22 protein-coding genes and 2 pseudogenes are annotated in these 24834 nt (G+C 41.0%); 17 read left to right on the top strand and 7 right to left on the bottom strand.

Annotation, left to right across the window (positions count from 1 at the left end; translation table 11 throughout):
• The first annotated feature begins 171 nt into the window (after positions 1–171).
• The 3 genes from O9290_RS08290 (at position 172) to O9290_RS08280 (ending at position 6580) form a co-directional block, all read left to right on the top strand.
• Complete coding sequence (locus O9290_RS08290; RefSeq protein WP_288059830.1) at positions 172–1335, top strand: pyridoxal phosphate-dependent aminotransferase; 1164 nt, start codon at positions 172–174, stop codon at positions 1333–1335.
• 320 nt (positions 1336–1655) lie between these two features.
• Positions 1656–3269 (top strand): SPFH domain-containing protein, encoded by a 1614-nt coding sequence (locus O9290_RS08285; protein WP_288059828.1) that lies wholly within the window; start codon positions 1656–1658, stop codon positions 3267–3269.
• Between the two features lie 272 nt (positions 3270–3541).
• Complete coding sequence (locus O9290_RS08280; RefSeq protein ID WP_288086898.1) at positions 3542–6580, top strand: D-Ala-D-Ala carboxypeptidase family metallohydrolase; 3039 nt, start codon at positions 3542–3544, stop codon at positions 6578–6580.
• On the opposite strand, the gene O9290_RS08275 is transcribed toward O9290_RS08280, so the two are convergent.
• Positions 6574–6885, bottom strand: coding sequence for a hypothetical protein (locus tag O9290_RS08275; RefSeq protein WP_288059256.1), 312 nt, complete (start codon positions 6883–6885; stop codon positions 6574–6576). The genes O9290_RS08280 and O9290_RS08275 overlap by 7 nt on opposite strands.
• A 156-nt stretch (positions 6886–7041) precedes the next feature.
• On the opposite strand from O9290_RS08275, the gene O9290_RS08270 reads away from it, so the two are divergent.
• Positions 7042–7800: an HNH endonuclease gene (locus tag O9290_RS08270; RefSeq protein WP_288059254.1), complete on the top strand. Its 759-nt coding sequence runs from the start codon at positions 7042–7044 to the stop codon at positions 7798–7800.
• Here O9290_RS08270 and O9290_RS08265 read toward each other — a convergent pair.
• Positions 7793–8833 carry a DNA cytosine methyltransferase gene (locus O9290_RS08265; protein WP_288059252.1) on the bottom strand — a complete coding sequence of 347 codons (1041 nt, stop codon included), beginning with the start codon at positions 8831–8833 and terminating at the stop codon, positions 7793–7795. The two genes, O9290_RS08270 and O9290_RS08265, sit on opposite strands and share 8 nt — an antisense overlap.
• A 299-nt stretch (positions 8834–9132) precedes the next feature.
• On the opposite strand from O9290_RS08265, the gene O9290_RS08260 reads away from it, so the two are divergent.
• On the top strand, positions 9133–10170 hold the full coding sequence (locus O9290_RS08260; RefSeq protein WP_288059265.1) for a fatty acid desaturase: 1038 nt from the start codon (positions 9133–9135) through the stop codon (positions 10168–10170).
• A gap of 35 nt (positions 10171–10205) precedes the next feature.
• A pseudogene (locus O9290_RS08255) lies at positions 10206–10301 on the top strand (nucleotidyltransferase family protein); the annotation flags it as partial.
• A gap of 391 nt (positions 10302–10692) precedes the next feature.
• On the opposite strand, the gene O9290_RS08250 reads toward O9290_RS08255, so the two are convergent.
• Complete coding sequence (locus O9290_RS08250) at positions 10693–10920, bottom strand: type II toxin-antitoxin system Phd/YefM family antitoxin (protein ID WP_002763578.1); 228 nt, start codon at positions 10918–10920, stop codon at positions 10693–10695.
• 156 nt (positions 10921–11076) lie between these two features.
• Between O9290_RS08250 and O9290_RS08245 the strand changes: the two genes are divergently transcribed.
• From O9290_RS08245 to O9290_RS08230, 4 genes and pseudogenes are all read left to right on the top strand, one after another.
• Positions 11077–11319: a hypothetical protein gene (locus tag O9290_RS08245; RefSeq protein ID WP_002763580.1), complete on the top strand. Its 243-nt coding sequence runs from the start codon at positions 11077–11079 to the stop codon at positions 11317–11319.
• A 138-nt stretch (positions 11320–11457) separates the two neighbouring features.
• Entirely contained in the window at positions 11458–11676 is a 219-nt protein-coding gene (locus tag O9290_RS08240; RefSeq protein WP_223213100.1) for a hypothetical protein, read from the top strand.
• A gap of 44 nt (positions 11677–11720) precedes the next feature.
• The gene (locus O9290_RS08235) at positions 11721–12101 is read left to right on the top strand and encodes a type II toxin-antitoxin system VapC family toxin (RefSeq protein ID WP_288059250.1); all 381 of its coding nucleotides are present in this window, start codon (positions 11721–11723) and stop codon (positions 12099–12101) included.
• Between the two features lie 87 nt (positions 12102–12188).
• Positions 12189–12357: pseudogene (locus O9290_RS08230) on the top strand (IS30 family transposase); the annotation flags it as partial.
• A 28-nt stretch (positions 12358–12385) separates the two neighbouring features.
• Here the strand turns inward: O9290_RS08230 and O9290_RS08225 are convergent.
• Positions 12386–12838, bottom strand: a complete 453-nt coding sequence (locus tag O9290_RS08225) for a hypothetical protein (RefSeq protein WP_061431049.1) — start codon at positions 12836–12838, stop codon at positions 12386–12388.
• A gap of 231 nt (positions 12839–13069) precedes the next feature.
• On the opposite strand from O9290_RS08225, the gene O9290_RS08220 reads away from it, so the two are divergent.
• A complete protein-coding gene (locus O9290_RS08220) occupies positions 13070–13921 on the top strand; it encodes an alpha/beta fold hydrolase (RefSeq protein ID WP_288032418.1) in 852 nt (283 codons plus the stop codon).
• A gap of 537 nt (positions 13922–14458) precedes the next feature.
• Here the strand turns inward: O9290_RS08220 and O9290_RS08215 are convergent.
• Complete coding sequence (locus O9290_RS08215) at positions 14459–16423, bottom strand: FAD-dependent monooxygenase family protein (RefSeq protein ID WP_288059248.1); 1965 nt, start codon at positions 16421–16423, stop codon at positions 14459–14461.
• A gap of 121 nt (positions 16424–16544) precedes the next feature.
• On the opposite strand from O9290_RS08215, the gene O9290_RS08210 reads away from it, so the two are divergent.
• The 3 genes from O9290_RS08210 (at position 16545) to O9290_RS08200 (ending at position 18528) form a co-directional block, all read left to right on the top strand.
• Entirely contained in the window at positions 16545–16787 is a 243-nt protein-coding gene (locus O9290_RS08210; RefSeq protein ID WP_002763591.1) for a hypothetical protein, read from the top strand.
• 7 nt (positions 16788–16794) lie between these two features.
• Positions 16795–17610, top strand: a complete 816-nt coding sequence (locus O9290_RS08205; RefSeq protein ID WP_002763593.1) for an LmeA family phospholipid-binding protein — start codon at positions 16795–16797, stop codon at positions 17608–17610.
• A gap of 237 nt (positions 17611–17847) precedes the next feature.
• Positions 17848–18528 carry a GerMN domain-containing protein gene (locus O9290_RS08200; RefSeq protein ID WP_288059245.1) on the top strand — a complete coding sequence of 227 codons (681 nt, stop codon included), beginning with the start codon at positions 17848–17850 and terminating at the stop codon, positions 18526–18528.
• Between the two features lie 44 nt (positions 18529–18572).
• On the opposite strand, the gene O9290_RS08195 is transcribed toward O9290_RS08200, so the two are convergent.
• Positions 18573–19634: a mechanosensitive ion channel family protein gene (locus O9290_RS08195; protein WP_185237441.1), complete on the bottom strand. Its 1062-nt coding sequence runs from the start codon at positions 19632–19634 to the stop codon at positions 18573–18575.
• Positions 19635–19662: 28 nt separating this feature from the next.
• On the opposite strand from O9290_RS08195, the gene O9290_RS08190 reads away from it, so the two are divergent.
• The gene (locus tag O9290_RS08190; protein WP_502846454.1) at positions 19663–20154 is read left to right on the top strand and encodes a c-type cytochrome; all 492 of its coding nucleotides are present in this window, start codon (positions 19663–19665) and stop codon (positions 20152–20154) included.
• Here O9290_RS08190 and O9290_RS08185 read toward each other — a convergent pair.
• Positions 20143–20394, bottom strand: coding sequence for a hypothetical protein (locus tag O9290_RS08185; protein ID WP_196219893.1), 252 nt, complete (start codon positions 20392–20394; stop codon positions 20143–20145). The genes O9290_RS08190 and O9290_RS08185 overlap by 12 nt on opposite strands.
• Positions 20395–20505: 111 nt before the next feature.
• Between O9290_RS08185 and O9290_RS08180 the strand changes: the two genes are divergently transcribed.
• Both O9290_RS08180 and O9290_RS08175 read left to right on the top strand, forming a co-directional pair.
• Positions 20506–22647 (top strand): O-linked N-acetylglucosamine transferase, SPINDLY family protein, encoded by a 2142-nt coding sequence (locus O9290_RS08180; RefSeq protein ID WP_288059243.1) that lies wholly within the window; start codon positions 20506–20508, stop codon positions 22645–22647.
• Positions 22648–22664: 17 nt separating this feature from the next.
• Complete coding sequence (locus O9290_RS08175; protein ID WP_288059241.1) at positions 22665–24818, top strand: O-linked N-acetylglucosamine transferase, SPINDLY family protein; 2154 nt, start codon at positions 22665–22667, stop codon at positions 24816–24818.
• Positions 24819–24834 lie beyond the last annotated feature (16 nt).

Raw genomic sequence — 24834 nt, 5'->3', positions numbered from 1 at the left:
CACCCCACACCCCACACCCCACACCCCACACCCCACACCCCACACCCCACACCCATCCCTAAGCGCCGCAATTCCGGAGATTATATAAAAAAACACCCAGAACAATCGAGGTGATGGACAATACTAAAGGTTGTGTAGGTCATCAGAAAAGCCCTTTCAGGGTAAAATACTATGAAACTAGCGTCACGAGTCAATCAAGTTACTCCCTCCCTTACCCTAGCTATCGACTCTCTGGCCAAGGAAATGAAGAAAAACGGCGAAGATGTCTGTAGTTTTAGCGCCGGGGAGCCAGATTTCGACACACCCACTCACATCAGAGCTGCCGCGAAAAAGGCCCTCGATGAGGGAAAAACTCGCTACGGACCGGCTGCCGGGGAAGCGGGGTTAAGAAAAGCCATCGCCGAGAAATTGCTGCGGGATAATCAATTAGCATACAATGCCGATAATGTCATCGTCACCAATGGCGGTAAACAGTCTCTCTACAATCTGATCATGGCGCTAATTGAAGCGGGGGACGAAGTAATTATTCCCGCACCCTACTGGTTGAGTTATCCTGAAATGGTAACGTTAGCGGGGGGAACATCGGTTATCGTCAACACTAGCCTAGAGAATCACTATAAAATCACCCCCGAACAGCTAGAAGCGGCAATTACACCGAAAACTAAATTATTTGTCCTCAATTCTCCCTCTAATCCCACCGGTATTGTCTATACTCCCGAAGAAATCGCAGCTTTAGCAAAAATTGTGGTTGAAAAGGATATTTTAGTCGTTTCTGATGAAATTTACGAGAAAATCCTCTACGATGGCGCAATTCACCGCAGTATCGCTTCTTTTGGTGCGGAAATCTTTCAGCGCAGTATTATTAGTAATGGTTTTGCTAAAGCTTTCTCGATGACGGGGTGGCGCGTCGGTTACATAGCAGGACCGGTGGAAATTGTCAAGGCCATGACTAAGATCCAAAGTCATAGTACCTCCAATGTCTGCACTTTTGCCCAATACGGTGCGATCGCTGCTTTAGAGAGTTCCCAAGATTGCATTGAGGAAATGGTCAAAGCTTTTAGCCAGCGCCGACAGTATATTTTAGAACGAGTGCGAGCCATTCCTGGACTCAATTGTCCTACTCCCAACGGTGCTTTTTATGTGTTTATCGATATTAGTCAAACTGGTTTAAAATCCCGGGATTTTTGTCAGAAACTCCTCGAAACCCAAAAAGTAGCTGCTATCCCCGGTATTGCTTTCGGTGCCGATGATTGTATTCGTCTTTCCTACGCTACAGACCTGAAGACGATTGAAAAAGGATTCGATCGCATTGATAAGTTTATCGGCACTTTGTAGGATGATTACTTTGTCTGTTAGGGTGAACAAAATTCGCCCTTTTTTTTCGGTTTTAACAGCTTAGGTGAGTTGCTCACCTAGAAGGTGATTCAGGCATATTTGAGTATAATTTTCTATCTCAATTGTTAAGCAAAAATCGACTAAATGTTAAGAGTTCGTAACTATTCTGATTGACTGGTATCACTGGAAATGCCCACGCAAACCACAAAATTGCACAATTGTCAATAGGGTTTGAGATGCGCTCACCCTGTAAATGAAACAGATCTACCCCTGAACGGTTACAAATTTTTGTTAACATATTATCCACCGAAGAACCATGAATGTTAGAATCGCTGGCAATTCCCGATCTGAATCTTTACTATATGAGACCAATACAACCCAGCCAAACAGAGCCTGTTATTGTCGCTCAATCTTCCTCTGAACCTTCCCGATCAAATCCACCGCCAGGTAACGGCAGTTTCCCTTTAGTGCCGATAGGAGTAACTGTTGTGCTTACTTTGATGCTGGTTGCTTTGTGGTCGCAAAAAGACAAAATTATTGGGGGTTTCAAGGCATGGACTGAACCAGAACCAGACTCAGACACGATTAGATCCCAAGAATTTGCTGTTGATATAGAAGTATCAAATATTCGTACTCAGGATTATTTACGAGCCAATGTACAAGCGACAATTTATGTCTATATTGCCGACACAAAAGAAGACAACCAAAAGGCTCAAAAATTTTTGGTAGAAGAAGACAGTATTTCAACCGTAGCCGTAGAGAAAGCTGTTAAAAAACGCGCCGAAACCGCCCTACGAGGAAGTGCCAGTAAACATACATTAGACTATCTCCATACAAATCGCACAGAGGTGGGAAAAGAAGCTACGACTATACTTGGTAACTGCCTAAATCCTCTAGGATTAACTGTTAGAGACCTAGTTATTGGTGAAATTGAAGAAAGTGCCAACTATACTGCTGATAACTATTTCGATGCTAAGGCAGTTGAGGCTCGAACAAAAGTGATTCAACCGGCAATTCTGGCAACTCGCACAGAAGAGTTAAAGACGGAAGAAGCAATACGAAAACAGGAATTAGATACGGAAGAAGCAATACGAAAACAGGAATTAGAGAAAGGCAGAGATATAAGGCTAAAGGAATTAGAGATAGGAATTGAACTGGAAAATCAAGAGCTTACACATCAAGAAACATCTTTGAAAAATTTAGAAACACTAGAAAAAGTCGAAAAAAGGAAGACTGATCATGAGCTAATTCTAGAAAAATACCAAAATGAGAAAGAAAAAGAACTACAGGAGGCGATTGAAACCTCTGAATTGGCTTTAAAGAAAAAGCTCGAAATTGCTGAGTTAAATGACAAAAAAGAACTAGAATCCCTCAAAAACAAAACAGAGATTGAAATTCAACTTGAAAAAATCTCACAAGACACAGACTTAATTGAGAAAAATAAAACGTTTCGCTTAAAACAAGCAACAGTCAATCAAGAAATAGAAACGGGAGAAATTGCTGCAACCATCTCGATTATTAGTAAAGAAAAAGAACGGCTGGAAACAGAAATAGAACGCGCCGAAGCAGAAGAAGCTGTTACTACAGCAATTGAAAAAGCCCAAGCCGAACGCCAGAAGCTGCAAGCGGAAATAGCCGCAGAGTCAGTGGAGAACGAAGCAAAAACTATCGAACGTTTGGCAGAAGCAGAAGGTAAGCGTTACCATCTCATACCGGCTACGGATGCCGAGCGCACGGCTAAAATGGTTCGGGAGTTAGCACCTCAATTAATAGAAAATTTACCCCAGGTTGTTGAAATTGCTAAAGCATTAGCTCCCCAAGCGGGGATTTTGGGAGACTCCAATATCTATAATTTTCCCAATGGAAATGGAGAAGAGATTAACAAGTTGATGCTTTCCACCAGTGGTATGTTACTGATTCAATCTTTACTATAGCGGTGTGCAGTCGTATGAGGTACAGTGTCACGAGCTATAAACCATGCTAGGCAAAGCTTGGTTTGTATCTCACTCAAGCGCTTACCGCTATAAATGGTAAGTTAGGAGATTTATTAGGTAAATCGCTCCGCTCTTTGAATAACGATAGCAACAGCGGACAGGATAATTCTGACGGATAAGTAACAGCGAGATTGAGTCATCTAAGCCCATTAATCCCTGCCAATTAAAATAATTTTTCAACAGTAAACAAACTGAGTTTTGGATTTAAGTTCATGAACAAAGCAAAACAAAAACCTCCCCTAACATTTCCTCCCATTCCCAAGACTATTAATTTCATCCTTACTTTTTTATTAGGACTTGGTATGAGTCTGGGCTTTGCTAAGTTAATCAGTTTTACAAGTTCTGCGAGTAACAATGCCGCCAAAATTAGCGGTTTGCAAGGTTACTTACAATGGTTCAATGGCATAAATAATATCTATCTAAGTCTGGTATTGGCTGGGGGATTAGGCGGGTTACTTTACTCCATATTGCTTGACGGCGAGTTAGAATTGCCGTCTTGGAGTAAGAAAAATCCCAATAATCTCAACCCCGGCTTTTTGGGAGAAATTTTTGTTGGCATAGGTGGGTCACTTATTGCCTATCAGTTCTTACCCCAGGAACTTAGACAAACTTATGATACAGGCGTGGAAATCACGATTTTTGTCACTGGATTGGTGGGCGGCTACGGTGGTAAAGCCATCCTAGATGCGGCATTAAAGAAGGTAATTAACCGTATAGACACGGCTGACCTAGCCAAAGAGAAAGCAGAATCTCAGGCAAAAGAACTCGAAGAAAAAACATACATCCGCAATCTAGTCAACCAGCAGATTCAAGAAGGGCTAAATCAGTCCGAATTATCAGAAATGCAAGAGAAACTTGAATCTGCTACTGATGATGTTAAAGAACGTGCTTTTAATCTTGCCCATGATGCCCGTAGCTTGGGAAGGAGAACTCTAACATTTAAAGATCGGGTCAATAGAACAATTCCGATTTTTGAGGCTCTGGTAGCCAGTGATAACAATAATGCCTCGTATAATGCAGAGTTAGGTTATGCTTATATCAGTTCACAGCCTCCTGATTTAGACAAAGCCATCTCCTATCTCGATCGCGCCATCGAACTACGAATACCGGGGGCATCAACGGAGGGAGATAGCTGGAAGTACGAAATGAATCGGGCGATCGCCCGAATTGGCCTTGGCAATTCTCAATCAAGGGATGATATCCTAAAGGATTTGTTTGCTGTTGAGCAGAGGAAAGGACTAGCGCAAGCTATTGACGAGTATGAAAGGGATGGAGTAGATGGGGGAAATAATTCCATAAAAAACTGGCTGATCCAAAATCAAGATTGGGTGAGTCAACAGACTAACGGGAAAGCCTTACTTGATAAAATTCAACTTTCTGCGGTGGCGAAACCTGTCACCTCAACCTTATCAGTAACCCAGAATCGGGCAGATTTGGTCGCTGCTCCCCCCAATACAAAGATTAAAGCAACCATTAAAACCTATCTGAAAAAGCAGCCCATTGATTCATCACAACTCGGTGAAAACGAGAAAAAAGAAGTTCCTGTGGGTACAGAGTATAAAATCCTCAAGCATTCACAAGAATCTGATGGACATTGCCTCGTTGAATTAGACTACGGCCAGGGAATTTGGTATATTTGGTCAGATCACTGGTACTTACCTTGGGAACACAAGATACTATCATCTGTTCCCCAGTCCAGTAAAAATGGTTCAGCGCGGGAAGCCATTGACCAATTATCAAGAATTTCTGCCATCTCCCTAACAAATAGAGGAACCCTCAAAGCCGCAGCCACCCGCTCAATTCAAAGATCAGCTACAACCACAAAGGTAGAACCCGAAAATTGGGTCATTGCGCCCCCCAATACCATCATCAAGGCAACTACTAAAACCTATCTGAAAAAGCAGCCTATTGATTCATCAGACCTCGGTGAAAACGAGAAAAAAGAAGTTCCTGTGGGCAGAGAGTACAAAGTCCTCAAGTATTCAGAAGAAATTGACGGACATTGCCTAGTGGAGTTAGACTACGGTGCTGGCACTTGGTATCTTTGGTCGGATCATTGGCATTTACCTTGGCAACAATCTAGCAGAAACAATAGCCTATCATCTGTATCCGCGCCAGAATCAAGTCAGCATCAAGGCGTTAATCTTGTAACTCGTCAGCAAGCTGAGTCTGTCTATGGACGTAAAATGAGTGATAAACAATTCAATGACTTAAACTCTTGTTTACAGCGATTTGAAATTAATACAGTGCCACGAATTAGACATTTTCTCAGCCAAACAGCCCATGAAAGTGGAGGTTTGCAATACATGACGGAAATTTGGAGGCCGAGCCAAGTAGCTGCTCAACGAACATATGATCCCCCCTATCCTAAAGCAAAAGAGCTAGGTAATACGAAAATTGGTGAAGGGAAAAAGTATCGCGGAGCAGGTGCAATTCAATTGACTGGTAAGTATAATTATCAAGCTTTTTCTCGTTTTATTAATGATCCCAAGGTGATGGATGGCGCAGATTACGTTGGTGCCAATTATCCTTTTACCAGTGCTGGATTTTGGTGGAAGAATAATAACATGAATGCTCTTTGCGATCGGGGAGCAACCTGTCGTCAGATTTCAGCCAGAGTCAATGGACGCGATCCAGCAAATCACTTACAGGAGCGTCAACGTTATTACGACAAGGCTTGTCAAGTTATCAAACAATTACCTTCTACACCTTTACATACGGAAGAGTTAGCCGCAAAGCCTGAAACAGGCAAGGCAGCGACAGAATCTAGCGATCAGGTTAGCAAAGTCGAAGTGGTTAGGGAAATGCCCAAAATTTTGACTCCGAAAGATGTAGATTGGAGTGATATGTCCACCCATTTAACCCCCCATTTCACTCTAGGAGAAAACTTACGAAACGACCCCCGACGCATTCCGCACGACACCACTTTGCAAAATAACATACTCACGATTATGCGAGAGTTGGAGAAGATTCGCACTGACTACGGTAAGCCCATTATCATCACTTCTGGGTATCGCCCTGAGCAAATCAATCGTGCTGTGGGAGGGTTAAGTAACTCGCAGCATATCCGAGGAACTGCGGTCGATATTTGCCCTGCTCATGGAGATGTGTTTGAATTTCAAAAGTGGGTAGATCAACACTGGTATGGTGCCTTGGGTTGGGGGGCGAAAAAGGGCTTCGTTCATATTGATTGTCGCAATGGAAAGGGATGGAAAACGGGAGGCGAAAAAGGTGTCAGATGGAACTATTGATGCCATGTAAAACTTTTAAATACACACTTAGGAGGATTCCTCATAATCACACTCACAACCATCGGCAGGGTACCGATTACTGGGAGATAGACAGCGTGAGAAAGTTGTTTAATAAGCGGTGCGAGAAACAGGAAAATTAATCTTTTTATTTCTAAGAGACTTAAATGTCTTCTTTCCTTGCTATACAATGGAATCATGGCACCACCACCGCTAACGATAACCGCAAAAGTAGGAAAGGGTTTTTGGATAAAAATTGCTCGGATGCCACTAGACCTCATTTGATAAATATAAGTAGGTGGTTTCAATTAAATTGAAGATAGATTTTGTCTTTGATCCCTCCTGCTCACCTTGATAAGGGGGGTGCCGATCCCCCCTTAGTCCCCCCTTTAATCCCCCCTTAATAAGGGGGGCATCTGACAATTTTTAACAGCCAGTTATCTGTAGTCTCTAGAGGTATTAAGATGAGTGGGATCAAGTTAGAAGATATTAGGGAAATTACCAAGAATCCTCAAGGAAAAGGATATTTAATTATCTTTAATGATAACAGAGTAATTATTTTATATAAAAAAAGAACTATTGCTGCTTTGCTAACTCTGATTAGGTATGGAGAAGGTTGTGAGAGCGATCTAACTAATGCGACCAATAATTTACAAGAGATAAAAACTATACTCAAGGGTAAAATTCCTGAAAATTTAATTCAAGACTCCTATGCTGATGCTAATAAACCTTTTAGCGAACTTTGGAATGAAGAGGGATTTAATTTTATTTATGCTCCCCCAGGACAAAAAAGATTAGGCAGTCAAAAATATATTTTAGATAGTTCCGATCATCAACAACTTTTTACCACTACTAAACCACCGATTAGAACACCTCCCTCATCCCTAATTCAGAGAAATATCTTAGAACAACAAAAAAATAAATGTAATTTTTCTGGCTCAATTCTTAAAAAGAAAGAAAATATCAATCAAAATACCTATGCTAGGGATCGAGTGCGTTTAGTTTGGGATCATCGGATTCCCGTAGAAAAAGGTGGAAATAGTGCCGATGACAATTTTCAAGCTCTCTGCTTCTATTGTAATAAATGCAAATGGCAAATCTGTAATCTTTGTAACTATGCTCCTGATAAATGTTCAGAATGCGTCTTAGCTTTTCCTGAAGTAACTAAGATGATTTTCCCCAGTCAAGAAAATATTGAAGACCGGCTAAATCGAGCTAATTAAGTGATTTAGTAATATTTCTACCAATATGTTTAATGACTGGGGGACAGACAGCGTTAGAAAGTTGTTTAATAGCAGCGGTGCGAGAAACAGGAAAATAATAATCATCGGCAAATCCCATTAATCTTTTTATTTCTAAGAGACTTAAATGTCTTCTTTCCTTGCTATACACTGGAATCATGGCACCACCACCGCTAACACTAACCGCAAAAGTAGGAAAGGGTTTTTGGATAGAAATTGCTCGGATGCCACTAGATCTCATTTGATAAATACAATTATCATAATCTACATTAACACTTGCCCTTTCAATACTTATTCTTGTTTTTGGCAGTTGAAAAGATAATTGTTCGGCAGTAATTCTGCCAGCATAATAATCAATATACTGCTGCCATTTTTCCGATATGGGAATTGAATAATCCCCCGGAACAATAATTTTTTCAATACCCACTTCTGCATGGCAAGGTTGGGGAAATTGAAAGTTTTTAATTCCTAAATCCTTGCGGAAAGCCAATAAAAAAAAGCGAGGTCTTGATTGAGGAATTTGGAAATATTTACTATCGATAACTGCATAAAAAGCCAGATAATTTATTTCTTTTAACTGGATTAATATATCTTTTAATATCTGCCCTTGATTTAAGCGCACGATATTACTAACATTTTCAAGAAAGATAACTTTAGGCTTTTTTTCATGGCAAATTCTGAGAATTTCCTGAATGGCTAGTCCGCGACTGTCTTGCCAACCTTTTTGTTGTCCTGCTCTGGAAAATGGCTGACAGGGAAATCCTCCACAAAAAACCTCAAAATCGGGAAGTAAGCTAGGAATTAAAGCTTCAACATCTTGCGGTTTTATGGATTCATGAAAATTGTGATTGTAGGTTTTCACACAATCTGGGTTATTTTCGTTGCTAAAAACACATTGCCAACCGATTTGTTCAAGACCGAGACGAAAGCCACCAATTCCCGCATAAAAATCGGCAAAAGTCAAGCAACTATGGGTAAAATTTTTGTTAGCTGGACGAATAGGTAACTCGTTCATAATGTTGATTGAATAACCGAGAGTCTTATCTATTTTCTCAGATATTATTGTACTAGATGTCCAAGGGGACAGATGGACAGACAGGGGGAGAATGTGATTGACTTTCCCTAGGGGCTTTTGTTAAGTTACATTAAGCCCTACAATATAATTCTGGTGAGTTAGACGAAATTCGCTCGATCGCTCGGTCTTATCTGCTCCTAGCTGAGATAGAGAAAAGATAGCGCATCGAGAAACAGAAAAGTTTAGTTCTCAAGCTTTCGTCAATACTGCCCTTGTCATCTACCTTGAGTTATAACCTAGTGTCCCAAACCCTACCTAAACCCTCCCTAAAAAGAGAATTTTTGCCATTTACCCTACAGGATGTCCGTCTAGCTATCCCGGCCCGTTGCTTCCAATCAAGCGTTTTTCGCTCTTTAGCTTACTTTTTTTTTGATATTGGCATTATTACCCTACTTTACTGGATAACTTACCAGATTAATCAAGCATGGTTCTTCCCCCTTTTTTGGTTTATGCAGGGAACCATGTTTTGGTCCTTATTTGTCGTCGGTCACGATTGCGGTCACGGTTCCTTTTCCCGTTATCGTTGGTTAAATAACTTAATCGGTCATCTCAGTCATACTCCCATTCTCGTACCTTTCCACGGTTGGCGCATCAGTCATCGCACCCATCACGCTAATACTGGCAATATCGACACCGATGAAAGTTGGTATCCCGTCACGGAAACCCAGTATAACAATATGGCTTGGTACGAAAAATTAGCTCGTTTTCAGCTAATTTTATTTGTTTATCCCCTTTATCTTTTCCGTCGTTCCCCTAATAAACAGGGGTCCCATTTTATGCCCGAAAGCCCCCTCTTTCGCCCCTCGGAACGGTGGCAGGTACTGACTAGCACCGTTTGCTGTACCTTTATGTTAGGTCTATTAATCGGGGTGGGTATTAGCCAAGGCTTTTGGTTTCTGTTTAACTACTACATCATGCCCTATATCGTCTTTGTGGTTTGGTTAGACTTGGTGACATTCCTACACCACACCGAAGATGATATTCCCTGGTATCGCGGTCAAGATTGGTACTTTCTTAAAGGGGCGCTTTCTACCATCGATCGCGATTATGGCATCTTTAATCCCATCCATCACCAAATTGGTACTCACGTCGCCCATCATATTTTTATCACTATTCCCCACTATCATCTCCAAGAAGCAACCGAGGCCATCCGTCCCGTCTTAGGAGACTATTATCGCGTCTCGAAAGAACCGATTTTCAAATCTCTCTGGCGGTCCTACCGCAATTGTCATTTTGTCAGTGACCAAGGCAGTAAGATTTTTTACCGCAAAAACTGATCCTATCTTAGCTATCAGGAGGAAACGGCAGCAAAATCTGCCTCCTCCTCTCACACCGAGAAGAGTTGCCAAAACTGGGGGTAAAGTCTTTGTCTTTATTTGGTTCAGTGGCAAGGGATGAAGCTGATGCAGTGAAATTGGCTAATGATTCGGTAGTAGTGCCGTAGCCCTCTTGCTTACCTGGTATGAATTGTGTAAAATATTTAGGGTCTGCTGAATAATGGTAAAACCCTTTTAAAATAAGGCTTTTGACCTGTTAAAATCCGATGTTCATGCTGCGAAAATCCGATTGGGACTCTCAAAAACCTTGCATTATCCCTCTCGTAGTACATAAATTGGTACAAAAAAAAGAGGGCAACAAAGCCTGAAACGACCAGCTACTGACTCCTGACTCCTGACTCCTGACTCCTAACCCCACCAACAAACTTTTTCAGCAAACCCTAATTAGTTGATGGGCGGCGCTACTTAGTGGGGATTCGTTGAGTGTGTACCAAAGCAGAGTATGGGTATCGATTAGACATTTCAATGCAGATACTCCGCAAAGTCTTGTAAGTGTTCTTCATCATCGGCCACGATGGTAATCATTCCTTTACATAGGCCAGGCCCCGGACGTTGGGGAGATGTGGGGGTTTGCCCGATTAATTTGGCTAGTGGGAGATTATTATCGGTAATCAACAATTCTTCCCCGGGTTTGAGATTGTATATCAGTTCGGGCAGTTTGGCTTGAGCTTCTTGGAGAGAGACAATCATAATTTTACGGCAAGCGCGAAGATGAAAGGACTTTCTAGGCCGATAATTTCTCGATTCTAACCGATCGAAGCCCGGAAGGTGTAGGCGAACCGAAAACCTTCTCCATTAAGGACCGGTGTTAAACTGATTAATCATGCTGGTGTCTAGAATTGACCTATGCCGAACTTAACCTTAAGCAACGAACAAGTTATCGACTTATTCAAACAACTCCCCGAAGCACAGCAACGGGAAGTTTATAAAATTCTCATCCTCAGTCAGTCGGATCGATGGGAATCCTTGTCTAATTACGCCATTGACAAAGCTCGAATCGTAGCCAAAGAACGCGGCTATGATTGGAATACCATGACGGAAGAAGAAAAAGAAGAGTTTATCGATGAAATCGTTCACGAACCATCATAATATCGACCGAATTACAAAGGAGCATATTTTACCATAAATATTACCTTATCTCCCGAATTAGAACAATTAATTAACTCTCAATTAGCGACAGGGAAATATAATAGCGTTGAAGATTTATTGAAAGACGCTTTGTTAAATTTGGCGGACAAACAAAACCGTCAGGCTTTAAGCAAAAAAGTTAAAGAACTCTTCGATAAAACTCAATCCTTACCCGGCGTTCAGGATATTACCGAAGAAGAGATCGCCGAAGAAATTGAAGCGTACCGAAGAGAGGACTTAAAAGAAAAATGGGCTAAATGGTTTCAAGAAGTTGAAGAAATGGAATTGACCGCCTCTGAAATTAGTGAAAAGGACTAGGAAAATCTTTTGATGGATAAATATAAACAACAGGGATTGATCCTATGATCCTGTGCGATACTGCCCCTTTATTCTGTTCGGTAGATAAATCTCAGCCACGACATCAAGCAGTTAAAATTTTGATCGAGAATGAGTCCTCTTATCTAATAACAACTTGGGCTTGTTTTACCGAATCCATGTATCTCTGCTTGCAACGTGGGGGATGGTCGATGCAAGCTCAACTCGGTAAATTGCTATTGAAGAAAATGGTACGGTTAGCCTCGATCGAAGAAAAAGATTATCCTCGATTACTGTCACTGATGGAAAAATATAAAGATCGCCCAATGGATTTAGCTGATGCGACTTTAGTCGTAACGGCTGAGAATTTAAAAATCAAACTAATTTTAACCTTCGATTTCGATTTTTTCTCGGTCAGCATCATTTAATCTGGTCATTGTCCTTGCCTCTGTTGATCAATTTCTTCTTCCTTTATATCCTGTTTTCAGTATTTCTGCAAAACTGAGATGCCCCCTCAGAAAATCGGGGCAGATTTTTATTTTGCTACTCCTTATCATTCTTGGGAGAGGGGGATTAAACGAGCATAATAAGGGACTCTTAAGACAATTCTTGCCCAAGAAGACGAATTTTAAAATCCTGAAGCCAAAGGAGGTAGAAAGAACCCTAAACTTAATTAACAATCGAGGTGGCTCCATAACAGCTTAAGCTAGAGCTAGTAAATATAAATAGCACCCTGTTGATTGATGTTAAAGGTGGTATAACCGGGGGTACTCCCCGGAACTTTGGTGACAGTAATCGTGACTAAATTATCATCATTGACCTCTACGGCATAGATTAAACTAGAAGAATAGGGATCTGCGGCGGCATTAGCCCGATTAATCAGAATATATGCTGGAATTACCAAACCTCTTAGGTTTGTCTCCGTACCTGGAGATAATAATTGGGGAGAGGAATTAATATTGGCCGATAGGTCATAATTGAGGTCAATATCGGTTTGATTGATGATTTTAATCTCCACGGGACGACTCGTATTCACCCTAGCAACAGGCTGCCAAGGACCGGGTTGAAAGGTGGTAGCGGGGGGATTTTGAGCGGGTAGAGAGGGGGGAAAAGCTAATCCCAGACTGAAGACGAGGGAAAGAGTTAAAAAGCGATCGCATTTCATAGATGAATCCTAGTCTAAGGTTTTCATCCTATTTTAGGGAAGTATCTCCAGTGTTTTATACTTGAGTAGAAGCTTTTGAAATTGTCTATAGCAGTGAGTGATCAGCTATCGGGGGAAGATCCTAAGCTTCCCCGATTTTGCTCTATAAACAAGGCTAAATACACCTTTTTTTCTCTAGAAGTTTCCCTAGTAACCCCTATCAACGGTTTAATTTAGGTTGAGATTGATTATATGCCTACCATCGACATATCGGGAGTATCCCACAGTTACGAGTTATTTTCGCCCCGAGCGGATAAACCGGTTTTAGTCTTTATACACGGTTGGCTGCTGAGTCGTCACTACTGGCAGCCTTTGGTAGATATTCTCTCCCCGGATTATCCCTGTCTAGTCTATGATCTCCGGGGCTTTGGCGACTCCCAAAAAATCACCTCTAACAGTCCTCCTAGCAGTTATAACCTTGAATCCTACTCCCAAGACGTTATTACCCTTCTTAACCGCTTAAACCTCGATGCTGCTTGGTTAGTTGGTCATTCCCTCGGTGGTAGTGTTGCTTTGTGGGCCGCGGATAGCTGTCCTGAACGGATTAAAGGGGTAATCTGTATGAATGCCGGCGGTGGCATCTATCTAAAGGAGGAATTTGAGCGATTTCGGGAAGCCGGAAGACAGATTTTACAGAGAAGACCGCCTTGGTTGCCCCGTGTTCCCTTTATTGATGTTTTATTCTCGCGGATGATGGTCAAGCAAACCCTAGGTAAAAAATGGGGCAAACAGCGCGTGATTGATTTTGTCCGGGCCGATTACCAAGCGGCCCTAGGGTCACTTTTGCAAACCACCACTATCAGCGAAGTTCATCTTTTACCCCAGATTGTCTCCCGTCTCCCGCAACCGGTCTATTTTCTGGCGGGGAAAGAGGATACGATTATGGAAGTTAAGTACGTTAACCATCTGGCCAGTTTTCATCCTTTGTTTGAAACTGGCAGCAACGTCATTGAGTTATCCGATTGTGGTCATTTTGCTATGCTGGAACAAACAGCAGCGGTGGCCCAAAAGATGATGGCTATTTTACATCAGCATCGCAGTTAGAACCTTTAGGTAAGCGCATTCTTGAACTTTTCCAACAGTTTCTTAACTCCACAAACAGTGAACTAATACTAAATCCGTTGAGTATAGGCTACTTAAGTAGGTAGGCACAATTATTTGTAGGATGGGTTAGCGGTAGCGTAACCCATGCGGGCGTTGGGTTTCATGCTTCAACCCAACCTACGTTCTAAATCCGTTGAGTATAGGCTACTTATGAAGACAGGCACTCATGCACTCATGCAAAAGGCAAAAGTGGAAATAAATAATCAGTCTTTAATAACTGGATTTAGTGTAAAAACTCAAATCTGATCCCCGATAGCTGTCTGGGAGTCTCCTACTTAGGGTTGGCTGAATAAATGTGAAATATAGACGAGGTAAGGGTTTTAGATGCCTGTTTCGCTCCCACAGGTGCAAGATTTTGAGAGAATCGTGGTTCAAAACCTTGCATCTTCGGGGCGAAGCATTTCGGATAGGAAATCTACGGTTTCAGCGATAGGTTATGCCCGAATGCTTCGCCCCTACTTTTTCAGCAAACTCTAATTAATTTCTTAGGCCATAATTAAAACTCAATAACTTTAACCAGAGGCGAGGATTGTCTTTTTCTAGCCAGCTTTGGGAGTTTTTTAACCATTGGGAAAACCAGGGACCCAAAAGCAGATTTTTGACTCCATCAAGGCTAAAATCGAGATAGGAACCCAACCAACGAATTAAATCCTGACTGCCAGCCATTTCTGCTATCCATAACAGTAAAGCGGGGTTTTTTCTGGCCGCTTTAATTGCTAAACGGCTAAAGGTCAACCAATCGGTTTTATCCTTAATAAAAGTTTCGGAAATCTCCGGCGGTTCGTCGGCCAATAAACCGAAAAATGTGTTTAACATGGCGTTAATTCTTTGGGGTGGTAAGGTTTTTCCCGTGGGAACCATCATTCCTTTAGAAAATAACCAAGTTACCGCCACATTACTTTGATAGGCCCGCACGTTTTCTAGGTCTTTAGCTGTTAGTAAATCGTGTTTCAAGGCCAGAGCCAAAAGATGGGTTAAGCGCTCTAAATTACGCACCAAAGAACCGAACCCAGTAAAAATTAAGGGTGATTGCAGGGAGGCGGCATCACCGATGGCTAAAATGCGATCAAAGGAGACAATTCGATCTTTTTTTCCTGTGCTAAAATGCCCCGGTATATAACCAAAGGTTGGTTTTTTCCAAGTTAATTTTTCTGGGTCACACTGTCGATATTCGGGTAAAATAGTAAAGAAATCTTCGTACATTTCCAACAGAGAACCGGGGTTATCGGGATGGACTTGATGATAGTGAAATAGATAGAAAGTTAATTCTCTTCCTTCCCCCGGAAATAATTCCCAAATTAATTGCCTACCTTTAGAAATATCGCCATGGGAATTTAAGACATCGCCATAGTGAGAATCCCACACCACCGGATCGAATCCTTCTACTACTGCCCCCACCGTCGGACAGACACTATCAAAGGCACGCACTCCGTTTAATTGCCAGGCAATGGCAGAAGCGGAACCCATAGCATCAATCAATAAACGACCTTTTATCTGTTGAATTTCTCCACCATGATTAAGGGTGACAGTAACACTATTAGCAGTAATATCAGCCTTAATAAATTCGGTTTGATCGAGAATTTTACCGCCATAATCCTGTATTTTTTTACCGCAGGATTGCAGCAATTTATCGGAATTAATGGCGATATTTAAAACCGTGGGAGTATGGAGAATCTCCGCCTTCAGATGGGGTGGATTATTGCCATCAAAAAACTTATTAAAGCCATCGATGTATTCTTGGAAGATTAATTCCTCGAATTCTTCGGCAGTAAATAAGCCTAAATTAATTAAACTTTGAAACTCCGATCGAGAGATATTCCATTCCCGATTCATTCGTCCGAAAGGTAGTCTTTCTACTAAGAGGACTCGATAACCTAATTTGGCCATCTGTGCCGCATGAATTGCCCCCAAGGCACCACCAATATAAATTAAGTCGTAGGTGATGGGATGATCATTTTCCTCACTACTAGAGAAAATTACTGGCTGCGGTTGTTGGGGATTTTTGGCACTGTCGCGCCAACGTTTTTCCCACCAATACAAACGTTCTAAGTCTGCCTCTCCTTGGGGCATTTTGCGGAAGTAGTGAACCGTTAGGGGATAGTCCGCTTCTAAATCTGTAAAAATTGAGTGATTTTTTTGATCGATGTTTGGTATCGTGCTAAACTGCGGCGGAAAACGCTTTTGTAAAGCTCGATCGAGCTGCCGAGTCAGGGATGTTTCTTGATCATGCGATCGCTCACCCCAGCGGAAAACTTTTAAATAAGTAGTCCGTTGCAGCGTCCAGACAAAAATCGATAATTCGATCGCCTCCGATAAGCGCAATCTCACCCCGTTAGGTGTATTTGTCTTGACACCGCTTGCAGGTTGCCAATCGGATTGTAACCACTGACAAACGGCGATCGAGTCGGGAGTCGGAATTTCTCTGTAAAGTATCTCTCTCATCTTGATTTAGCTATTACACCTAAAAATCGTCTGATTACGCTAGACTACACAAAAAGTTTTCTGAAAAAAGTTTAAAAAACTTTACATACCTAGATTAATACACAGCCAGGACCATCTGATTATGAATTATCCCATCCCGACTACCCCCGAAGAAATTGCCGCCCTCCGACAGCGCCCCGTGGACGAGGAGATGATCGCTGCCGTGATTGCGGGAATTATCAGAATGGCCCGCGCTCAGGGTCAATCTCTCGATGATCTGACTGAAGAAATTCTCGCAGAAGACCCGATTTTAGATCAAGTGCAACGACGTTGGTTAAGTCAGCTTTTGACTAATGCTTGGCAAAATTTAGCTGGATGGGTGTAATTGAGCGATGGAATGGCTAACAATCACTCTCGCTAGTGTTTTGACCCTGTTAACTCCCGCAGGGGCAATTATTGATACGGTTTTAGCCCATACCCTTCGCTCCCAAGTCCAAAAAGTGGAACAATTAGCCGTCAGGGTCGATAATACTCCCAATTATCAGGCTCTGCAAGGCAAAATCGATCGAGTTCGCATTTCTGCACGGGGAATTTATCCCCTTGCTGATGTTCGCATTGAGAAGATCGAGCTAGAAACTGAGCCAATTAGCCTCGATTTGCGGCAATTACAGCAAAAAAACAGCAGTTTAGCCGCCGCACTGCGCCGACCGGCTGCGGGAGCATTGCATCTTGTCCTCACGGAAACTAATGTTAATCAAGCTTTACAATCGGCAGCGGTCAAAGAACAAATTCAGACCCTGATTAATAATCTGATTCCCTCTAGGGAAGAATCGAGCAGTACAAAATATAAACTTAGTCAAGCAAATTTTAATTTTCTTAATAATAATCGAGTCACCCTCAGCCTGCAGCTAGAGACACAACGGCCAGACGAACCAGCAGCCACCCTCAATCTGAGCTTAGAAGTGGGATTTAAGCTAGTGCAGGGGCGAAAAATCGAGCTTATTGACCCCACAGCCACTCTTAATGGTCGTCGCATCTCCTCGCGCCTTCTCAAGGGGTTTGCCGAGGGTATATCCACCCAGTTAGATTTAAAAAACTTCGAGAAACAAGGAATTATCGCCCGCCTTCTCCAATTGCAGATCGACGATGATAAGCTGAGTATAGCCGCCTTTGGCAGCATCAAGCCTCGATCGGGGAACCCCAATTAAATTTAACGGTCGGAAAACAGGAGATCGGAAGTGGGAATTATGAATTATCAATTATGACGTGGGGTGGTGGGGATGTGGGGACGTGGGGAGACCACTTCGTGCGCGTTGCGGGGGGAGAATAAAAGCGTTCGACTGCTCACTTAAAACTGATAACTGCTCACTTAAAACTTAAAACTTAAAACTGATAACTGATAACTTAAAACTGATAACTGATAACTGATAACTAATAACTGAATTATGCCTAGTTCTCGCTCTAGTGATAAAATCTCTTTGCCTTGGATAATTGGTATCGGCCTCGCTTTATTTACTGCTGGTGGGGCCACTGCTTGGTTTGCCGTCCATCACCTATCTTCCTCCCAGAAAACCAGCGAAAACCCGATTGAATCTCCCACTCCAGCGCCGATAAGTCAATCACCAATTGTTGAACCGGTTTCTCCCGGTCCAGTGGAGACAAGTCCAACAGCAACTCCTGCAGCTATTCCTGTTAGGGAAACTCGACAGGTTTATTGGTTAAAAGTGACCGATACGGGTAATCAATTAGTCACCCAAGAAATTACCGTTCAAAAAGCGGATAGCGACGACCGAGAGTTAACAGCAGTATTGAAGATTCTATTAGCTGGTCCAAGTAATCCTCAGGACATGACTACTATTCCCGCCGGGACTAAATTACTTGATTTAAAAGTAGATAAAACGGGAATTAAGATTAATCTCTCGCGGGAGTTTGGCAATGATGATGGACCTGATATGTTGATCGGTCGTTTGGCACAAATCATCTATACTACTACTACCGAGGATCCCAATGCCAAAGTCTGGATTCAAGTGGAAGGAAAACCCCTAGAATTATTAGGAGAAGGCCACGGTATTGAAGTTGCCCAACCGATGACTCGTAAGTTTTTTGAGGAGAATTATCAATTGTAAGTTTTCCGCGCATTTCAATTGTTTGTTGCGATAGCAAATTGAGGTTAACTAGGGGGATTACTGGGGGGATAGGGAAAAAGAATTGGATAGGGAAGTTTAATTCCTTCTTGCTGATAGCGTCGGTGTAGGAGTTTAATAAATTCGTGTTTAATGGTGAGATGTTGAAAAAATTCTTCTTCTACCACCTTGAGATAAACTGTTAGCACAATGCTATAGTAATCGAGTTTACCATAAAGAATCAAGGGTTTATAGTTACCGAGGTGAGGTTGCAATAACTGAGCGATTTCTTGCATAACTTCTAGGGTAACTTTTTCGACTTTTTCTAAGTCACTATCGTAACTAATGCCCACTTCCACGGGAATCAGTAGGGAGTGATCTGGTAAACTATAGTTACGGAAACTAGAAGAAATGATCTGAGCATTGGGAATAACCAAAAGATTATTGGTAATTTCTTCGATTACTGTGCATCTTAAATCCACATCTCGCACATAACCAGCTTCTCCCGTTCTCAGTTCAATATAATCTCCCGGTCTAACTTTTTTAGAAGTGATAATATTAATCCCTGACATTAAATTAGCTAGGGTATTTTGGAGAGCTAAACCGAGGGAAACACCCCCAATACCAAAGGCAGTAAGCATGGGAGTGATCGAAATACCAATCGAGCTTAAAATAAGCAAAAAACCGCAGCTAAAAATCAGAACTTTGGCGAGAAATTCAAATAGGGAAGTTAGGGAAGAAATGCCATCATCTCCCGTGGTATAAACTCGTAATATTTCCACGGATAATTGAGCAACAACCCAAGTAGCCGAAGCTAAAAAAGCCACTAGCAGCAATTTTTGGCTCAGGAGAATCAGGGAGGGAAAGAGGGGAAGATTGGGAAGGGAGAGGGCAATATTTAAACCCAAAAGTCCGAACCAAAGTATGCTTAATCCACGAAGGGAACGTAAAACCCCTTCCGAGAAACGCAGGTTTTTTTCTCTGGCAATCGATAAAAGTTGACTGACAACGCGCTGTTCTACGAGCCATCCCAACAGCAGGAAACTGAGGATGATGGTGATAGGTAAGATAATATAGGGCCAATCTTCCAGTCTGGTTAATAGGTTCATTGCTAGAGGGTTAGAAAAAGATGCAGTTTTGTCTTATATTATTCTCCATTTGCCTATCTCTAGCAGGAGCGGTGGAATTTTGGGGCAAAAAGTTGCAAAATGTAAAGAGAAACTCACCTTTCCTTCGGCGGCCTTCGTGAATAGTCAGTTAGTTAAACCAAAATTCGGGCTTTATCGATTCTTAATGGTTATAATCGTGGTTTTGTTCCTGATTAGCACCTATTTAATCACCTTTCATCTGGCTAAGATGTCGGATCCCTACATTAAAGAGGTGTTATCCCGACAAGGTAATGTCAGTCGCGGTTACGAAATCTTTCAGATTAACTGTGCTGCTTGTCACGGTCAGTTTGCTGATGGCATCGTCGGACCGAGTTTAGAGGACGTTTCCCGTCGCAAATCGAGAATTAGTCTGATTGAACAGGTAATTAGCGGTAAAACCCCGCCAATGCCCAAATTTCAGCCCGATACTCAAGCTATGGCCGATTTATTGGTTTATTTAGAAAATCTTTCAAAAAACTGACTTGAAAGAGGGTGTAGGGTGTAGGGTGTAGGGTGTAGGGTGTGGGGTATAGGGAAGGAAACCTCTTTCGTCTCTGGTGGTGAAAACTTTTTCATCGGGACTGACTCTTGGCTGACATTGATGGTAAGCTAGGACGCGTTGAAACTGGGTGCAGAGTGGGAAGCGGGGGAAGTGGGGACGTGGGGACGTGGGAAGTGGGGGAATTTCAACTAAAACCCTAACACCCCCCGCAAAGCGCACGCAGTGACCACCCCAAAACCCAACCCCTGACCGACTGATAAATTTTACTTATATAGAAAAATTTTGCTTATATTTGGGTACGCTAGTAGAGACACTTAACGATAAATACTTATGTCTTGGCATTCCCAAGTTGAACCGGCAATTATCCAAGGGGATTTCTGGCAAGTTAGCCAGTTTTATCAAGAATTGATAGAAAAGGAACCCTTAGAAATTAGTCATTATTGGTATTTAGGATTAGCCTATCTTTTGGAAGCTAGGGAAGAAGAAGCACAAACCACATGGTTATTCGTCCTCAGTCAAGGGGATGAAGGGGAAATGACTGCGTGGACAGCAGATTTAGTCAATATTTTGGATGGGGAAGCGCGAAGACAATTAGAGTTAGGCAATTTAGAAACCAGTTGGTTAATTCGAGGACATATTCGCGAGATTAGTCCCGATAATATTGATAATTTACTGCGGTTTATTTTATTAGCAATTAATTTGAATTATTTTGAAAAAGAGCAGTTAAAAACCTGGTTATTTGTTGATGTGTTAAAAATCAATGATTTCCAGAGTCTAGAGTTAAGTTTATTAGCAGAAGTTTTAGAAAAATTTCTCGATTCTCAGATACCAGAAACCGTCCCCTACTTAGAGGCAATATTTCAATCTCACCGTGAGCGACAAACTTTTATCAAAGTAGTAGAAGCTAAATTACCTTCTCTAGGCATACCATTGGCTATTGATATTATTAATACTTGTTTGGCAGTGGAACCAGGGCAAATTTATCTGTTAGCTGAACTTTATCAATGTCATTTTGATACTCGAGATTTTGCCGATGCTATGCAAGTAGCTAGTCAATTAAAAACAATTTGTCGAGGTTTGCCTTCTCAAGTTGTAGCTGATTATGTTGCTCTTTATGTCAAATTATTTAGTGGTAATTGGGTCGATATTAAGGCAGATATTGAAGAATATACAGAATCCTTGCAAAAAAGTATCGCTAATCGAGAATGTCCAAGATTATTGGATAAACCATACCTAACAGTTTTATCCCCTCTAACTTACCTAGAAGATAACCCAAGAAAAAACCGTTATATTAGTAATTGTGTTGGTCAACTTTTTCAGGAATATGTTCGCAATAATTCTAACTGTCATTCTCTGCAAAAATCGACTATTAAAGATGCCAATAAAGTTCTTAAAATTGGCTATATTGCCCATACTTTATATAATCATTCTATCGGATTAATCTCTAGATGGTTAATCAAGTATCATGACTATAATGAGTTTCATGTCTCTTTATACTTAGTATCTCAACAAGAAGATTATATCACTGAAAATTTTTTTAAAAATCAGGTAAATGCTTGCTATAACTTACCGATTGATCCTCAAATGATTGCTGAAAAAATTAGTGAAGATAATATTGATATTTTGGTAGATTTAGACAGTATCACTAATAACACAACTTGCCAAGTCATGGCACTAAAACCCGCACCAGTACAAGTGACTTGGTTAGGTTTTGATGCGTCAGGAATTCCCGCAATTGATTACTATCTTGCTGATAATTACGTTTTACCAGCAGATGCACAGGAATATTACCGAGAAAAAATTTGGCGCTTACCTAATTCCTATATTTGTGTGGATGGTGTCGAGGTTGCTTACCCCTCTCTCCGAAGAGATGATTTAGGGATTCCAGAGGATGCAATTAATTACTTAACCGTACAAACGGGAGTTAAACGTAACCCTGAAACTATTCGATTTCAGCTACAAATTTTAAAGGCAGTTCCTAATAGTTATTTGAGTATTCAAGGGTTAAGTGATGCTAAATCAGTGGAAAAATTATTTTTCAAAGTTGCCGAGGAAGAAGGAATTAATTATGAGAGATTAAAAATCTTACCCCTCTATCCCACAGGAATTTATCGAGCAAATTTAAGAATAGCTGATGTGGTTTTAGATACCTATCCTTTTACGGGAGGAATGACGACTTTAGATGTGCTGTGGATGGGGATTCCTTTAGTTACAAAAGTTGGTCAACAATGGTCATCGAGAAATAGTTATACTTTAATGGTTAATGCGGGAATTAGTGAGGGTATTGCTTGGAGTGATGAGGAGTATATCGACTGGGGGATTAAGTTAGGTAAGGATGAAAACCTGAGACGCAAAGTTATCGCTAAATTAGATGAATCTAGACAAACTTCACCGATTTGGAATGCACGTCAGTTTACTAAAAATGTGGAAAATGCCTATCGTCAAATGTGGCAAATCTATTGTGAAAGTTAATCAGGGAGAATTAAATCATGTCTTGGCAAAATGAAGTTAAAACCGCTTTAGAAAACAATCAATACGATATTGTTAGTCAGTTTTACGAAGAATTGATAGAAAGAGAACCCTTAGAAATTAGTCATTATTGGTATTTAGGATTAGCCTATCTTTTGGAAGCTAGGGAAGAAGAAGCACAAACCACATGGTTATTCGTCCTCAGTCAAGGGGATGAACAGGAGGTGATGCTGTGGACAGCAGATTTAGTCAATATTTTGGATGGGGAAGCGCGAAGACAAGTTAAGCTAAAAAATTGGCAATTAAGCTGGGTAATTCGTCAGCATATCTACCAGATAAATCCAGATAACCTAGAAAATTTATTATATCTAGTGCTGTTAGAAATTAAGCTAGAATATTTTTATCCCCAAAAACTTAAAGATTGGCAAATAGTTAATTTAATTAGTTCGGACAAGTTAACAACTTTCGATATAAATTTACTCCTAGACACAATCTATAGACTTCTAGATTGGCCAGCGCAAGAAGTTCTGGATATTATCATAACCCTTTTAAAAATAGAGTCACAACAATCGGCAATATTGGAAATTATCGAACAACATATTGAAAAAATTTATTATACCGATAAAACTAATGCTGTTATTTTGACTCTTAGCTGCCTAGATATTATACCCGATCGCTTACTACTTTTGCATAAAATTCATCAATACTATATCGAGACTGGTAACTTTGAGTTGGCCTTGGAAACTGCCAATAAAATCAGGAATTTATCCAATGATAAAGTATCAAAACTGGATAGTATTTATCTGCTGCTCTATACGGAACTTTTAGCAGGTAATTGGTTAAATATTGGCAATAAAGCTCAGGAATATTATCAAGCAATTCAAAATAATTTAGAACGGTGTCAATGTCCTATGAGAAATCAAGCTGAGGTTATTTCTATCACTTCTCCCTTAGCTTATTTAAAAGATGACTTAGTAGGCAATCGCTGGTTAACTAATCAGTTAGCTAAACTATTTCAAGAGGCAGTTAGAAAAAGATTTAATCAAGTTACTATCGAGTCTCAGAAACCTAAAGATGTCAATAAAAAACTAAACATTGGCTATATTGCCCATACTTTACGGCGACATTCCGTCGGGTTTTTAAGTCGCTGGTTAATTCATTATCATCAACGAGATAACTTTAATATTCATCTCTACCTAGTCAATCAAGTCGAGGACGATATTACGGAACAATGGTTTAAAAATAAGGTGGATAAGTATAATAATTTACCAGCAAATCCCCAAATTATTGCTGAACAAATTAATCAAGATAACATCGATATTTTAGTAGATTTAGATAGTATAACTAAGGATACCACCTGTGGAGTTATGGCAATTAAACCCGCACCAATTCAAATAACATGGTTAGGATTAGATGCCACAGGAATACCTGCTATTGATTACTTCCTTATAGATAATTTAGTTCTAGAAAAAAATGCCCAAGAGTTTTATCAAGAGAAGCTTTGGTGCTTGCCTAACTGTTATCTTGCCGTGGATGGATTTGAAATCGGAACACCAACGCTAACCCGAGAGGATTTAAACATACCAGCAGAGGCAATTACTTATTTAACTTTGCAAGTGGGATTAAAAAGAAATCCTGCCACAATTCGCTTACAAATGCAGATTATTAAAGCAGTACCTAACAGTTATTTATTAATCAAAGGTGCGGGAAGTGAAAAGCTGATCAAAGATTTATTTATCAGCATTGCTAAAGAGGAAGGAATCGATGAAAATAGATTGCGCTTTCTCTCAGGAGTTGCTACGGAGGAAATTCATCGCGCTAATCTCCAAATTGCCGATGTGGTACTCGATACCTATCCCTACAGTGGTGCAACCACTACTCTAGAAACTCTTTGGATGGGTATTCCTGTAGTGACAAAAGTTGGTCAACAATGGGCCAGTCGTAACAGTTATACTTTTATGACTTATGCGGGAATTAGCGAGGGTATTGCTTGGAGTGATGAGGAGTATATTCAGTGGGGAATAAAATTAGGAATGGATGAGGAATTAAGAAAAAAAATAGCCATGCAATTGCAAGCTTCTCGTCAAACAGCACAGATTTGGAATGCACGTCAGTTTACTAAAGATGTGGAAAGCGCCTATCGTCAAATGTGGCAAATCTATTGTGAAAGTTAATTAAGGAGAGAATTAA

Source organism: Microcystis sp. LE19-41.2A (genome assembly GCF_027530405.1).
Classification (GTDB): Bacteria; Cyanobacteriota; Cyanobacteriia; order Cyanobacteriales; family Microcystaceae; genus Microcystis; species Microcystis aeruginosa.
Note: the sequence above shows the minus strand (reverse complement) of the source record. Positions and strands in the feature narration are given on the sequence as shown.

Coding starts and splice junctions, on each gene's coding strand:
- O9290_RS08290 (WP_288059830.1), top strand. CDS start 172: ATGAAACTAGCGTCACGAGTCAATCAAGTTACTCCCTCCCTTACCCTA.
- O9290_RS08285 (WP_288059828.1), top strand. CDS start 1,656: ATGTTAGAATCGCTGGCAATTCCCGATCTGAATCTTTACTATATGAGA.
- O9290_RS08280 (WP_288086898.1), top strand. CDS start 3,542: ATGAACAAAGCAAAACAAAAACCTCCCCTAACATTTCCTCCCATTCCC.
- O9290_RS08270 (WP_288059254.1), top strand. CDS start 7,042: ATGAGTGGGATCAAGTTAGAAGATATTAGGGAAATTACCAAGAATCCT.
- O9290_RS08265 (WP_288059252.1), bottom strand. CDS start 8,833: ATGAACGAGTTACCTATTCGTCCAGCTAACAAAAATTTTACCCATAGT.
- O9290_RS08250 (WP_002763578.1), bottom strand. CDS start 10,920: ATGATTGTCTCTCTCCAAGAAGCTCAAGCCAAACTGCCCGAACTGATA.
- O9290_RS08245 (WP_002763580.1), top strand. CDS start 11,077: ATGCCGAACTTAACCTTAAGCAACGAACAAGTTATCGACTTATTCAAA.
- O9290_RS08235 (WP_288059250.1), top strand. CDS start 11,721: ATGATCCTGTGCGATACTGCCCCTTTATTCTGTTCGGTAGATAAATCT.
- O9290_RS08225 (WP_061431049.1), bottom strand. CDS start 12,838: ATGAAATGCGATCGCTTTTTAACTCTTTCCCTCGTCTTCAGTCTGGGA.
- O9290_RS08220 (WP_288032418.1), top strand. CDS start 13,070: ATGCCTACCATCGACATATCGGGAGTATCCCACAGTTACGAGTTATTT.
- O9290_RS08215 (WP_288059248.1), bottom strand. CDS start 16,423: ATGAGAGAGATACTTTACAGAGAAATTCCGACTCCCGACTCGATCGCC.
- O9290_RS08210 (WP_002763591.1), top strand. CDS start 16,545: ATGAATTATCCCATCCCGACTACCCCCGAAGAAATTGCCGCCCTCCGA.
- O9290_RS08205 (WP_002763593.1), top strand. CDS start 16,795: ATGGAATGGCTAACAATCACTCTCGCTAGTGTTTTGACCCTGTTAACT.
- O9290_RS08200 (WP_288059245.1), top strand. CDS start 17,848: ATGCCTAGTTCTCGCTCTAGTGATAAAATCTCTTTGCCTTGGATAATT.
- O9290_RS08195 (WP_185237441.1), bottom strand. CDS start 19,634: ATGAACCTATTAACCAGACTGGAAGATTGGCCCTATATTATCTTACCT.
- O9290_RS08180 (WP_288059243.1), top strand. CDS start 20,506: ATGTCTTGGCATTCCCAAGTTGAACCGGCAATTATCCAAGGGGATTTC.
- O9290_RS08175 (WP_288059241.1), top strand. CDS start 22,665: ATGTCTTGGCAAAATGAAGTTAAAACCGCTTTAGAAAACAATCAATAC.